We start from the raw sequence: 12,586 nt of genomic DNA, 5'->3' as shown, positions 1-12,586 counted from the left end.
GATGGCCGCGCCAATGTCCCTGCCGCTGGCCCAGGCCAAGGCTGCGTCCGAACGTGGCGTCGCCCGCGGTGACCGATTGTTCGTCGTCGGTGGCAAGTGGTTGCTGCTGATGTTGCTGGTGCTGGCCGTGTTGATGCCGCTGCTGGCGATCTTCTGGCGCGGCTTCAGCGGTGAGGCTGGCCAGGGTGGCGGCCTGGCGGCAGCGCGTGAACTGTTCACCAGCGAGGGCTTCCACTGGCTGCTCGGCAATAGCCTGTCGGTGGCACTCACCGTTGCCGCCATCGTGGTACCGCTGGCGTACCTGTTCGCCTACGCCTTGCAGCGCACCCTGATCCCGGCCAAGGGCCTGTGGCGGGGTATCTCGTTGCTGCCGCTGCTGGCGCCGTCGATGCTGCCGGCCATTGCGCTGGTCTACCTGTTCGGCAACCAGGGCCTGCTGCGCGGGCTGCTGAGCGACAACATCTACGGCTTCTGGGGGATCGTGCTGGGCGAGGCCATCTACACCTTCCCGCATGCGCTGATGATTCTGCTGTCAGCCCTGTCACTGGCCGATGCGCGCCTGTTCGACGCTGCTTCCAGCATGGGGGCCGGGCCTTGGCGGGCGTTTTCCAGCATTACCTGGCCTGCCACACGCCAGGCAGTGTTCGCGGCCTTCTGCCTGGTGTTCACCTTGACCATCACTGACTTCGGCGTCCCGGTCGTGGTCGGCGGCGACTATCAGGTGCTGGCCCTGGAAGCCTACAAAGCTGTCGTGGGCCAGCAGCAGTTTGGCCGCGGCGCACTGATCGGCATGGTCTTGCTGCTGCCGGCACTGTTGAGTTTTGCCGTCGATGCCTGGTTGCGCCGACGCCAGGGCGAGGCCATGAGTGGACGTGCGCAAGTGTTCGAGCCCAAGCCCTCGCGCCGCCGCGATGCCTGCTTCCTGGCCATCGTCGTGCTGGTCTGCGCGGCCCTGTTGCTGGTGATCGGCATGGCCGTGTACTCGTCGCTGGTCACGTTCTGGCCCTATAACCTCTCGCTGTCGCTCAAGCACTACATGTTCGAGGACACTGCCGGTGGCGGCTGGCTGGCCTACCGCAACAGCGTGACCATGGCGATCGGCACGGCGCTGATCGGCAGCGTCGTGATCTTCAGCGGTGCCTACCTGATGGAGAAGACCCAGGGCCAACGCCTGCTCAACCAGGCGCTGCGCTTGCTCAGCTTCATCCCCATGGCAGTGCCGGGCCTGGTGCTGGGCCTGGGCTACGTGTTCTTCTTCAACCTCAGCGGCAACCCGCTGCATGTGCTGTACGGCAGCATGGGGCTGCTGGTCATCTGCACCATCGCCCATTATCTGACCACCGCGCAGATGACCGCCACCACCGCCCTGCGCCAGCTCGACGGCGAGTTCGAGGCCGCCGCGTTGTCGCTCAAGGCGCCCTTGTACCGGCACTTCCTGCGGGTGACGGTGCCGATCTGCCTGCCGGCGCTGCTGGACATCATTCGCTACCTGTTCGTCTCGGCGATGACCACCGTGTCGGCGGCGATCTTCCTATACAGCCCCGACACCATCCTTGCCGCCGTCGCCGTGTTGAACATGGACGACGCGGGCAACGTCGGCGGTGCCGCCGCCATGTCGACCCTGATTCTGCTGACCAGTGCCAGCGCTTCACTGCTGCTGGCCGCAGCCTCGCGCGGCCTGCTGCGCCGCTCCCAAGCCTGGCGCCAACGCGCCGCGACCGCCTGACCTGTAAGGAACCCCACCATGTTCAAGCACCTTGCACTTGCCGCTGCCGTTTCTGCCGTGTTCAGCCTGCAGGCTTCGGCCGCCGAGACCCAGCTGACGGTCTATACCGCGCTGGAAGCCGAGCAGCTCAAGACCTACAAGCAGGCCTTCGAAAAGGCCAACCCAGACATCGAGATCAAGTGGGTACGCGACTCCACCGGCATCATCACCGCCAAACTGCTGGCCGAGAAAGACCGCCCGCAGGCCGATGCGGTCTGGGGCTTGGCGGCGTCCAGCCTGGCCATCCTCGACCAGAACGGCATGCTCGACGCCTATGCGCCCAAGGACCTGGGCAAGATTTCGGCGAACTACCGCGACGCCGCCAACCCGCCGGCGTGGGTGGGCATGGACGTCTGGGCCGCGACCATCTGCTTCAACACCATCGAGGCCGAAAAGCAGGGCCTGAGCAAGCCGGTAAGCTGGCAGGACCTGGCCAAGCCTGAATACAAGGGCAAGATCGTCATGCCTAACCCGGCCTCGTCCGGTACCGGCTTCCTGGATGTCAGTGCCTGGCTGCAGACCTTTGGCGAGCCGCAGGGGTGGGCCTATATGGACGCCTTGCACCAGAACATCGGCCAGTACGTTCATTCGGGTTCCAAGCCGTGCAAGTTGGCGGCGGCGGGCGAGTTCCCGATTGGTATCTCGTTCGAATACCCGGCCGTGCAGCTCAAGCGCCAGGGGGCGCCGCTGGACATCGTGCTGCCGAAAGAGGGGCTGGGCTGGGAGATCGAGGCGACGGCAGTGATCAAGGGCACGCCAAAGGCCGATGCGGCCAGGCGGCTGGCTGACTTCTCGGCCAGCCCCGCGGCGATGGAGTTGTACAAGGAGAACTTCGCGGTGCTGGCTGCACCGGGGATTGCCAAGCCGCAGACCGAGTTGCCAGCGGATTACGAGCAGCGTCTGATCAAGAACGACTTTGCCTGGGCTTCGAAGCACCGCGACGAGATTCTTGCCGAGTGGCGCAAGCGCTATGACGGCAAATCGGAGAAGGTGGCGCAGCAGTGAGGGCGTAGGGGCTGGGAGGTGCATGCCTTGAGGCGCTACACCCCTCAAGGTATGCACCTCCCGCCCACTCACAACACTCAAATCTGCAAAACCAACGCCTCCAACTGCTCCTGCCGTTCTGCCTGATTCACCCGTGCCCCTGGGTTCAGCGTCGACCATTGCGGATGCGCCCGCGCCTTGATCAAGGCCTCAGGCAACTTGCCCTCGCGCCAGGCCTTCTCATCCAGTTCGCCCAGGCGAATGCTGTCTTGCGCCGCATGCCCGCGATTGTCCAGGGCCACCATCAACTGCTGCTGGCGCAGCGCCAACAGCCGCAACACCGTATCGTCGACGGTCAGCTCGCGCTGGCCCTTGAGCTTGCCCATCAACCGCGACCCATAATTGCGTGCCGTCTGTAGCGCTCCGCCGGCGATGGCCCCGGCCAGGGCGGCGGCGCCAAGGGTGAGGCCGCCGACCAGCAGGTCGACCCCGGCACCCGCCGCAGCACCCGCCGCAACGCCACTGCCCAGGCGCACACCCAGCAGCTTCAAGGTCTCGGGGTTGAACAGGTCATCGCCCCAGCGCCCGTCCAGCAACGGCAAATCGCTGGCATGGGCGTCCTCACGGCGGAAGGCGTACAGCTTGAGCAGCGCCTCGACACAGCGCTGCTCGCGCTGGCGCACGTCCTGGCGCAGCGCTTCGATGGCCTTGGCTTCGGCAGCAGGCTCGGCCACCACGCTGCGCCGGCAGGCGGCGCAATCGAGCAGCAGCTCGGCGATCAGGCGTTTACCGCTGTGGTGGCGGGCCTGGCGTTGCGCCTGCTGGTCGTCGATCAGCCGTTGCAGGGCAGGGCGAGCGTCTTCCAGCAGCAAGGCCAGGCTTTCGTACAAGCGGCGTTCGCCGTCTTCCGGCGGCGCCACGCTGTCGAACCGCACCAAGGCGTGCAAGCCAAGGCGGGCGAGGGCTTCACGCCATTCGGGCTCGCGGTGCTGGCTGCTGGCTACGAAGTTGAGCACTGGCAGCAGGGGCTTGCCACAGCTGGCCAGCACTTCCAGCTCGTCGCGGTACTTGGCCAGCACCGGTTCGCGGGCATCGATCACATACAGGCCAGCATTGCTGGCCAGCAACTGGCGCAGCACCTTGGCCTCCTGCTCGAAGCGCTGGCGCGCCTCGCTGCCCTGAAGGAAGCGCGCCAGACGGGCCGGGCCGTCCAGGCGCTCGCCCGGGCGCTCCAGCCGCTCAAGGTAGTCGAGCAGGGCAATGGCGTCCTCCAGGCCGGGGGTATCGTACAGCTCCAGCAACGGCTCGCCGTCCACCGACAGGCGCGCCCCTTCCACATGGCGCGTGGTGCTGGGGCGGTGAGACACCTCGCCAAAGCCCACATCGCGGGTCAAGGTGCGCAGCAGTGAGGTCTTGCCAACGTTGGTATGGCCGACCACGGCCAGTTTCAGCGGCTCAGTCATGGCCATGCTCCAGCCAGGTCAGGGGCGAGGTGTCGGCGTGGGGCAGGCCGAGACGGTCCAGGGCTTCGTGCCAGTCGCCCAGGCGCTCGGCATCCAGGGCTTGACCTGGCGCCGCCTGCAGCAACCAGATACGGGTGGCGCCGGCATTGCGTGCCAGTTCGGCGAGCAGCGCCAGGCTGCCGCGGTCGGGGGAGCGGCGCGGGTCGCAGGCGATGGCCAGGCGCGCAGGCGGAAAGCGGCTCAGTTGTTCGAGCAGCTTGTTGCGTGACTCGCGGCTATCGAGCACACCGGCATCGGTCACGTTCCTGGGCAGGGCGGGCGGCCAGGGGCGCTGGTCGTCCAGCTCCAGGCCGACCAGCAGGGCACCGCTGCTGCCGCTTTCCAGTTGGCCGGCAGCGAAGTGGGGCAAGGTTTCGGGCGCGGCATCCTGTACACCGATGCGTTCGCTGCGGGGCATCAGGCTTTCGCGCAGGGCTGCGTAGCCGGGCAGGCTGAGGTCCAGCGCCAGGCGCGCGCGGCCCTGGCGCCAGCGCCACAGGCACAACCCGGCCAACAGCAGGCGCGGCAGCAGGCCATACACCAGCACCACGCCGAGCAGCCAGCTGGCCCACGCCTGGCGCGCCAGGTCCAGGGCCGGCAGCGTGTCGCCGCTGGCGCGGATCAGGGTTTCGTCCGGCACCGCAAAGCCCAGCAGCGAAGGCAGGGCGCCGAGCGCCTGGGTCAGATGGATGAACGGTTCGGCGGCGAGCAGGGTGGTTTCCCAGACAAAGCCATAGCGCCGGGTAGCCAGCAGGACCACGAGCATGCCCAGCGCTGTGCTCATCGCCAGCAGCCACAAGCCGTGCACCAGCACGCCCAGCAGCCAGCGGTTCAGCCGCTGGCGCTGCAGCAGCACCAGCAGCGCCGGCGCAAGGTGCGCGGCCTTGGCATCGCGGGCAAAGCGTTCGCTCAGCCACAGCCACAGGCGGCCCAGGCCTGCGCCGTGTTCGCCGCTCAGGCCCAGGCCGATCGCCCAGCCCAGCAACATCAGCAGGTTCAGCCCAAGCAGGCTGCCCAGCGCCCAGAACACATTCACCGGGCGTTGGCCGTCCCCCAGGGCCGCGAAGGCCAGGCCCGCGCCGCTGAAGGCAGCGACGATCAGCAGGGCCAGCAGTGCCAGGCGTGCGCCCTGTTTCCAGTGCCGCAGGGCAGTCGCCATGCCGTCGCGTTCGGCCAGGAACAGCGCACGGGTCTCGATACGGGCCGCCAGGTCGCCGCCGACTTGGCGGGCGCGGCGGTTGGCCTCCTGGTCTTCCAGGGGGCCGGCGTGTTCCTCGCGCAGGCGCACCGCTTCGGTGAGCCAGCGTTTATCCAGTGGCGTCGGTCCAGTCACAAGGTCTTCCATTGCACAGGTCAGGGCAGAAGCATAACCCACGGCGGGTTTGCTATCCTCGCCAGCATGACTAGCACACTCCCTCTCAGCCTGATCGCGGCCCTCGCCGAGAACCGCGTGATCGGCATCGACAATTCCATGCCCTGGCACCTGCCGGGGGACTTCAAGTACTTCAAGGCCACGACCCTGGGCAAGCCCATCATCATGGGGCGCAAGACCTGGGACTCGCTGGGCCGGCCATTGCCGGGGCGGTTGAATATCGTGGTCAGCCGCCAGCCGGGGCTGCAACTGCCTGGCGCCGAGGTGTTTGCGTCACTGGAAGCTGCGCTGGTGCGGGCTGACCAGTGGGCGCGCGAGCAGGGCGTCGATGAGTTGATGCTGATTGGCGGTGCGCAACTGTATGGGCAGGCGCTGGAGAAGGGGCTGGTGAGCCGCATGTACCTGACCCATGTGGAGCTATCGCCTGAGGGCGATGCTTGGTTCCCGGCGTTCGACGAGCACCAGTGGCGGCGGGTATCGAGTGAGCCGCAGGCGCCTGAAGGGGCTGGGCCGGCTTACCATTTCGACGTTTGGGAAAGGCTTTGAGAGTGTGGGGCTGCGATGCAGCCCCTAGCCATCTCAGCTATGGCTCAACTCTGCATGCTGATCATCGGCCAGCACACCTTTGTCGGTCTCTTTCAACAGCTGGCTGGTAACCACCCCAGCCGTCATCGAACCATTCACGTTCAGGGCCGTTCGCCCCATATCGATCAGCGGCTCCACCGAAATCAGCAGCGCCACCAACTCGACCGGCAAGCCCATGGCCGGCAGCACGATCAGCGCGGCGAAGGTGGCACCGCCGCCAACCCCGGCAACCCCGGCCGAGCTCAGGGTGACGATGGCGACCAGGGTCGCGATCCACAGCGGGTCAAAGGTGTCGATACCAACCGCCGGGGCAACCATCACCGCCAGCATCGCCGGGTACAGCCCAGCGCAACCGTTCTGGCCAATGGTGGTGCCGAACGAGGCGCTGAAGCTGGCTATCGATTGCGGCACGCCCAGGCGGCGGGTCTGTGCTTCGATATTCAGTGGGATGCTGGCTGCGCTGGAGCGGCTGGTGAAGGCGAACGTCAGCACCGGCCACACTTTGCGGAAGAAGCGCAGCGGGCTTACCCCGGTCGCAGCCAGGATGATGGCATGCACCACGAACATCAGCCCCAGGCCGATGTACGACACCACCACAAAGCTGCCCAACTTGAGGATGTCGTCCAGGTTGGAGCTGGCCACCACCTTGGTCATCAAGGCCAGCACGCCATAGGGGGTAAGCTTCATCACCACGCGTACCAGGCGCATCACCCAGGCCTGCAGGGTGTCGATGGCCGACAGGGCGCGCTCGCCTTTTTCGGCATCGTCCTTGATCAGTTGCAGGGCGGCCAGGCCGACGAACACGGCGAAGATCACCACGCTGATGATCGAAGTCGGCTTGGCCCGCGCCAGGTCGCCCACTGGGTTGCTGGGGATGAACGACAGCAGCAACTGCGGGATATTGAGGTCGGCGACCTTGCCCGCGTAGTCACTGTGGATCGCTTGCAGCCGGGCGCTTTCCTGCACGCCCGCCACCAGGCCGTCGGCAGTGAGGCCGAACAGGTTGGTCAGGACGATGCCGATCAACGCGGCGATGGCCGTGGTCAGCAGCAGGGTACCGATGCTCAGCACGCTGATGCGCCCGAGCGAGGAGGCATTGTGCAGGCGCGCCACCGCGCTGAGGATCGAAGCGAAGATCAGCGGCATGACGATCATCTGCAACAGGCCGACGTAGCCGTTGCCGACCAGGTCGAGCCAGGCGATGGTGGCTTTCAGTACCGGGTGGCCTGCGCCATAGATCGTGTGCAGGACCAAACCGAATACCACGCCCAGCACCAGGCCCAGCAAGACTTTCTTGGCCAGGCTCCATTGGGTATGGCGGGTTTGTGCCAGGCCCAGCAACAGGGCCAGGAACGCCAGCAGGTTGAGTGACAGCGGCAGGTTCATTGAAGCTCCAACAAGAACAGAAGAGGCATCGCCTCTGTGAGCGATTGCGAACGGAAATGCTAACAGCCTGAAAACAAACGAATTTATACCCAAATGGAATTTGCTTAGTCGTTAATGGAATAACGGCGTGTCGCAAAAAGCAATGAACACGACGTTTCAAGCTGCCTGGGCGTCGTTGTCAGGGCTGGCGGGTGCGGGATGTTGGGCTAGCGTTGCCTGGTCATTTCAGGAGATTCGTACATGCAGCTTGCTCCGAAAGCCTTCGCCGTCGGTCTTTCCCTGCTGTTCAGTGTCCAGGCCTGGGCCACCGAACTCAAGCACTGGCCCGCCGAGGCCGGCAAACAGCTCGACAGCATGATCGCCGCCAACGCCAACAAAGGTAACTACGCGGTGTTCGACATGGACAACACCAGCTACCGCTACGACCTTGAAGAGGCGCTGCTGCCGTTCATGGAGAACCAGGGCCTGCTGACTCGCGACAAGCTCGACCCTTCGTTGAAGTTGATCCCGTTCAAGGACACGGCCGAGCACAAGGAAAGCCTGTTCAGTTACTACTACCGCCTGTGCGAAATCGACGACATGGTCTGCTACCCGTGGGTGGCCCAGGTGTTCTCGGGCTTTACCCTGAAAGAGCTGAAGGCCCAGGTCGATGCCTTGATGGCCTCGGGCAAGCCCGTGCCCAGCACCTACTTCGAAGGTGACCAGGTCAAGGCCATCGAGGTGCAGCCGCCCAAGGTCTTCGCCGGCCAGGCCGAGCTGTTCAACAAGCTGATGGAGAATGGCATCGAGGTGTATGTAATTTCTGCCGCCTCCGAAGAACTGGTACGCATGGTCGCGTCCGACCCGAAGTACGGCTACAACGTGAAGCCGCAGAATGTCATTGGTGTCAGCCTGCTGCTCAAAGACCGCGCCAGCGGCCAGCTGACCACGGCGCGCAAGCAGATTGGCGCCGGCCACTATGACCCCAAGGCCAATGAAGGCCTCGAACTGACGCCGTACCTGTGGACACCGGCAACGTGGATGGCAGGCAAGCAGGCGGCGATCCTCACCTACATCGATGAATGGAAGAAACCAGTATTGGTCGGGGGCGACACGCCGACCAGCGATGGTTACATGCAGTTCCACGGCGTGGATGTGGGCAAGGGGGGCATCCACCTGTGGATAAACCGCAAGGCCAAGTACATGGACCAACTCAACGGGATGATCGCCAAGCATGCAGCCGCCCAGGCCAAGGAAGGGCTGCCGGTGACGGCTGACAAGAACTGGGTGATCGTCACGCCGGAGCAGATCCAGTAACGGGGCGCACCTCAGCCGCTGCGGCCGACGATGATGGTGCGGGCCTGTGCCTGATCGATGTTGCGCGCCAGCAAGCTCACTTCTACGAGGGCGCTGGCACGGACGCTGGCGCCCGCAGGGCTTAGCGTTTGTTCGGCCACGATGCTGTGCACCCGGTTGATGCCGACAAAGCGGAACCACGCATCGAGGAAGGGTTTTTCCAGGCCAAACGCCTGGTCGGGCGTTTGCGAGTCGGGGCCATACCCCAGTCCGCGGGTGTAGATGGCCACCGCCCGGCGCCCGCCCAGCATGCCGTTCAAGCCTTGCTCGTCGAAGGTGAACAGAACGCCCTTGTGCGAAATCGCGTCAATCAGGTGCTTGAGCTTGTACGGTATGCCGAAATTCCACAGCGGCACGCTGAACAGCAACGTATCCGCCCGATGGAAGCGTTTGGCGAGCGCTGTGATCTGGGCCCATGCAGCGGTTTGCGCGGGTGAAAGCGGGGCATCGGCAAGCCCTGCGTACTTGGCCGCAAGCAGGTCGCCATCCACCTCGGGCAGCGCGCACTCCCAAGGGTCCAGGCGGTCAACCTCTATGGCTTTGCGCTCTGCCAGCGCCGACAGAAAGACTTCGGCAATCTGAGCGGAAACCGAGCGCTCTCCTCTCGGTGAGGCGCACACATACAAGACACGTTCAACCACGGGTGCTTCTCCTTGGCAGCGTTGATGACATGTTCGCTGGTGCTTGAGTGCACAGGCGGGCTGCGCAAAAGTGTGATTGAGGATGATCCATTATAGAAATGACGTATGCTCGGTTCATTGAGTGAGATAGGTGATCAATCCGTGTTCGATACTGTCCTTCTGCGTAGCCTGCTTGCCGTTGCCGACAGCGGTGGTTTTACCCGTGCTGCCGAACGGCTGCACCTGACGCAATCGGCGATCAGCGCGCACATTCGGCGGCTCGAGAGCGAAGCCGGGCAAAAATTGCTGGAGCGCACCACCCGCTCGGTCAGCCTGACGCCAGCAGGTGCGCGGTTGGCAGGCTATGCCCGCACCATCCTGGCGCTGCATGACGATGCCCGTGCAAGCCTTGGTGTGGGGCGGCGGGTTTCAGGCACGGTGCTTGTGGGCTTGAGCGAGGAGATGGTCAAGGCGCCGGTGATCGACTGCCTGCGCCGATTCTTGGTCGCTCACCCGGATACTGAGCTTGTGCTGAAAGTCGGCCTGACCGGGGAGTTGCTCCCGCTGGTGCAGTCCGGTGGGCTGGATTTTGTCTTGGGTAGCCGCTGCAACGGTGATGAGCCTGGTGAGGTGTTGTGGTCCGAGCCGCTGGTCTGGGCGAGAGGGCCGCTGGCGCTGCTTGCAGATGATGAGTCCACCGCTGTTCCCTTGGCCGTGTTTTCTGACCAGTGCCCCTATCGGGCTGCTGCCATCGAGGCGCTGGCGCGCGCGGGGCGGCAATGGCGTATCGTCTGCCAGAGCCCAAGTGCCGGAGGCTTGATGACAGCCGTGAGCGGCGGTTTTGGGGTAACACCGGTCACTCGCATGGCCGCCCTGGCCGCAGGGCTGCTGGAAGTGCCAACGCTGCCGCCCTTGCCCCATGCGCAGTTTGTGCTGACAGCGGCGGCGAAACCGAAACGCTCGGTTGCCCTGCTGCTGGCGCAGTTGCGCCAATGTGTTGCCAGGGGCGGCGCAGACTTGTAAGCAAGGTAGTTGCTCTCGTCGCTCGGCGCTGGCCTTTGATCCTTCAGGCATAAAAAAACCGGCGCACAGGGCGCCGGTTTTTCGAACGCTGAAAAGCCTTACAGCCCGTCGAGCATCGCCTTGTTGCGTACCGCACCCTTGTCGGCACTGGTCGCCAGCAGGGCGTAGGCCTTGAGGGCAGTGGTCACCTTGCGCGGGCGCACTTCAACAGGTTTCCAGCCTTTCTTGTCCTGCTCGACGCGGCGCTCAGCCAGCTCTTCGTCGCTGACCAGCAGGTTGATCGAACGGTTGGGGATGTCGATCAATACCTTGTCGCCGTCGCGCACCAGGCCAATGGCGCCGCCAGCGGCGGCTTCCGGCGAGGCGTGGCCGATCGACAGGCCTGAGGTACCGCCCGAGAAGCGACCGTCTGTGAGCAGGGCGCAGGCCTTGCCCAGGCCTTTGGACTTCAGGTACGACGTCGGGTAGAGCATCTCCTGCATGCCCGGGCCGCCTTTCGGGCCTTCGTAGCGAATGATCACGATATCGCCAGCCTTCACTTCGTCGGCGAGGATGCCGCGCACGGCGCTGTCCTGGCTCTCGAAGATCTTCGCGCTGCCTTCGAACACGTGGATCGACTCGTCGACACCGGCGGTTTTTACCACGCAACCGTCGAGGGCGATGTTGCCGTACAGCACGGCCAGGCCGCCCTCTTGCGAGTAGGCGTGCTCGAAGCTGCGGATGCAGCCGTTTTCACGGTCGTCGTCGAGGGTTTCCCAGCGGGTCGACTGGCTGAACGCGGTCTGGGTCGGGATGCCCGCCGGGCCGGCCTTGAAGAAGGTGTGTACCGCTTCGTCGTCGGTCTGGGTGATGTCCCACTTGGCGATGGCTTCTTCCATGCTGCGGCTGTGCACGGTCGGCAGGTCGGTGTGCAGCAGGCCGCCACGGGCCAGCGAGCCGAGGATGCTGAAGATGCCGCCGGCGCGGTGCACGTCTTCCATGTGGTACTTCTGGATATTCGGCGCCACCTTGCACAGCTGCGGCACCACGCGCGACAGGCGGTCGATGTCACGCAGGTCGAACGCCACCTCGCCTTCCTGGGCCGCGGCCAGCAGGTGCAGGATGGTGTTGGTCGAACCGCCCATGGCGATGTCGAGCATCATGGCGTTTTCGAACGCCTTGAAGTTGGCGATGCTGCGCGGCAGCACCGACGCGTCGTTCTCACCGTAGTAGCGCTTGCACAGCTCGACGATGGTGCGGCCAGCCGTGAGGAACAGCTGCTCGCGGTCGGAGTGGGTGGCCAGGGTCGAACCGTTGCCCGGCAGGGCCAGGCCCAGTGCCTCGGTCAGGCAGTTCATCGAGTTGGCGGTGAACATGCCGGAACACGAACCGCACGTCGGACAGGCGCTGCGCTCGTATTCGGCGACCTTCTCGTCGGAGGCCGAGGAGTCGGCGGCGATGACCATCGCGTCGACCAGGTCCAGGCCGTGGCTGGCCAGCTTGGTCTTGCCGGCTTCCATTGGGCCGCCGGAGACGAAGATCACCGGGATGTTCAGGCGCAGGGCGGCCATCAGCATGCCGGGGGTGATCTTGTCGCAGTTGGAGATGCAGACGATGGCGTCGGCGCAGTGGGCGTTGACCATGTATTCCACGGCGTCGGCGATGATCTCGCGGCTAGGCAGCGAGTACAGCATGCCGTCGTGGCCCATGGCGATGCCGTCGTCGACCGCGATGGTGTTGAATTCCTTGGCCACGCCACCGGCGCGCTCGATCTCACGGGCAACCAGCTGGCCCAGGTCCTTCAGGTGCACGTGGCCCGGGACGAACTGGGTGAACGAGTTGGCGATGGCAATGATCGGTTTCTTGAAATCTTCGTCCTTCATCCCGGTGGCGCGCCACAGGGCACGAGCGCCGGCCATGTTGCGGCCATGGGTGGAAGTCTTGGAACGATAATCAGGCATGAAGCGCTCCTGGCGGCTTAATCAGGTCACAAAAAGGGGAGTGAGCTTCTCTTGTCCTATGCGCCTTAGGCCGG

Annotated in this window: 10 protein-coding genes; 5 read left to right on the top strand and 5 right to left on the bottom strand. The window is 64.8% G+C overall.

Going from position 1 to position 12,586, the window contains the following annotated elements; genetic code table 11:
* Position 1: 1 nt before the first annotated feature.
* On the top strand, positions 2 to 1,726 hold the full coding sequence (locus CKW22_RS06450; protein ID WP_095063914.1) for a putative 2-aminoethylphosphonate ABC transporter permease subunit: 1,725 nt from the start codon (positions 2 to 4) through the stop codon (positions 1,724 to 1,726).
* A gap of 18 nt (positions 1,727 to 1,744) precedes the next feature.
* The gene (locus CKW22_RS06445; RefSeq protein ID WP_033702058.1) at positions 1,745 to 2,770 is read left to right on the top strand and encodes a putative 2-aminoethylphosphonate ABC transporter substrate-binding protein; all 1,026 of its coding nucleotides are present in this window, start codon (positions 1,745 to 1,747) and stop codon (positions 2,768 to 2,770) included.
* A 77-nt stretch (positions 2,771 to 2,847) separates the two neighbouring features.
* On the opposite strand, the gene CKW22_RS06440 is transcribed toward CKW22_RS06445, so the two are convergent.
* The gene (locus tag CKW22_RS06440; protein WP_033702057.1) at positions 2,848 to 4,212 is read right to left on the bottom strand and encodes a GTPase/DUF3482 domain-containing protein; all 1,365 of its coding nucleotides are present in this window, start codon (positions 4,210 to 4,212) and stop codon (positions 2,848 to 2,850) included.
* Complete coding sequence (locus CKW22_RS06435; protein WP_033702056.1) at positions 4,205 to 5,596, bottom strand: DUF2868 domain-containing protein; 1,392 nt, start codon at positions 5,594 to 5,596, stop codon at positions 4,205 to 4,207. Before CKW22_RS06435 ends, CKW22_RS06440 begins: the two co-directional genes overlap by 8 nt.
* 54 nt (positions 5,597 to 5,650) lie before the next feature.
* On the opposite strand from CKW22_RS06435, the gene CKW22_RS06430 reads away from it, so the two are divergent.
* Complete coding sequence (locus tag CKW22_RS06430; RefSeq protein ID WP_095063913.1) at positions 5,651 to 6,169, top strand: dihydrofolate reductase; 519 nt, start codon at positions 5,651 to 5,653, stop codon at positions 6,167 to 6,169.
* A 33-nt stretch (positions 6,170 to 6,202) separates the two neighbouring features.
* On the opposite strand, the gene CKW22_RS06425 is transcribed toward CKW22_RS06430, so the two are convergent.
* Positions 6,203 to 7,594: an L-cystine transporter gene (locus CKW22_RS06425; RefSeq protein ID WP_033702054.1), complete on the bottom strand. Its 1,392-nt coding sequence runs from the start codon at positions 7,592 to 7,594 to the stop codon at positions 6,203 to 6,205.
* Between the two features lie 240 nt (positions 7,595 to 7,834).
* Between CKW22_RS06425 and CKW22_RS06420 the strand changes: the two genes are divergently transcribed.
* Positions 7,835 to 8,890 (top strand): phosphorylcholine phosphatase, encoded by a 1,056-nt coding sequence (locus CKW22_RS06420; RefSeq protein WP_033702053.1) that lies wholly within the window; start codon positions 7,835 to 7,837, stop codon positions 8,888 to 8,890.
* Between the two features lie 11 nt (positions 8,891 to 8,901).
* On the opposite strand, the gene CKW22_RS06415 is transcribed toward CKW22_RS06420, so the two are convergent.
* Positions 8,902 to 9,570 carry an FMN-dependent NADH-azoreductase gene (locus tag CKW22_RS06415; protein WP_047582164.1) on the bottom strand — a complete coding sequence of 223 codons (669 nt, stop codon included), beginning with the start codon at positions 9,568 to 9,570 and terminating at the stop codon, positions 8,902 to 8,904.
* 141 nt (positions 9,571 to 9,711) lie between these two features.
* On the opposite strand from CKW22_RS06415, the gene CKW22_RS06410 reads away from it, so the two are divergent.
* A complete protein-coding gene (locus CKW22_RS06410) occupies positions 9,712 to 10,572 on the top strand; it encodes a LysR family transcriptional regulator (protein ID WP_095063972.1) in 861 nt (286 codons plus the stop codon).
* 98 nt (positions 10,573 to 10,670) lie between these two features.
* On the opposite strand, the gene ilvD is transcribed toward CKW22_RS06410, so the two are convergent.
* On the bottom strand, positions 10,671 to 12,512 hold the full coding sequence (gene ilvD, locus CKW22_RS06405; protein ID WP_033702050.1) for a dihydroxy-acid dehydratase: 1,842 nt from the start codon (positions 12,510 to 12,512) through the stop codon (positions 10,671 to 10,673).
* Between the last annotated feature and the right edge of the window lie 74 nt (positions 12,513 to 12,586).

This window comes from Pseudomonas sp. Irchel s3f19 (genome assembly GCF_900187555.1).
Classification (GTDB): domain Bacteria; phylum Pseudomonadota; class Gammaproteobacteria; order Pseudomonadales; family Pseudomonadaceae; genus Aquipseudomonas; species Aquipseudomonas capeferrum.
Note: the sequence above shows the minus strand (reverse complement) of the source record. Positions and strands in the feature narration are given on the sequence as shown.

What these genes read in the sequence shown, in the direction of transcription:
- CKW22_RS06450 (WP_095063914.1), top strand. Translation starts at nt 2, where the DNA reads ATGGCCGCGCCAATGTCCCTGCCGCTGGCCCAGGCCAAGGCTGCGTCC.
- CKW22_RS06445 (WP_033702058.1), top strand. Translation starts at nt 1,745, where the DNA reads ATGTTCAAGCACCTTGCACTTGCCGCTGCCGTTTCTGCCGTGTTCAGC.
- CKW22_RS06440 (WP_033702057.1), bottom strand. Translation starts at nt 4,212, where the DNA reads ATGACTGAGCCGCTGAAACTGGCCGTGGTCGGCCATACCAACGTTGGC.
- CKW22_RS06435 (WP_033702056.1), bottom strand. Translation starts at nt 5,596, where the DNA reads ATGGAAGACCTTGTGACTGGACCGACGCCACTGGATAAACGCTGGCTC.
- CKW22_RS06430 (WP_095063913.1), top strand. Translation starts at nt 5,651, where the DNA reads ATGACTAGCACACTCCCTCTCAGCCTGATCGCGGCCCTCGCCGAGAAC.
- CKW22_RS06425 (WP_033702054.1), bottom strand. Translation starts at nt 7,594, where the DNA reads ATGAACCTGCCGCTGTCACTCAACCTGCTGGCGTTCCTGGCCCTGTTG.
- CKW22_RS06420 (WP_033702053.1), top strand. Translation starts at nt 7,835, where the DNA reads ATGCAGCTTGCTCCGAAAGCCTTCGCCGTCGGTCTTTCCCTGCTGTTC.
- ilvD (WP_033702050.1), bottom strand. Translation starts at nt 12,512, where the DNA reads ATGCCTGATTATCGTTCCAAGACTTCCACCCATGGCCGCAACATGGCC.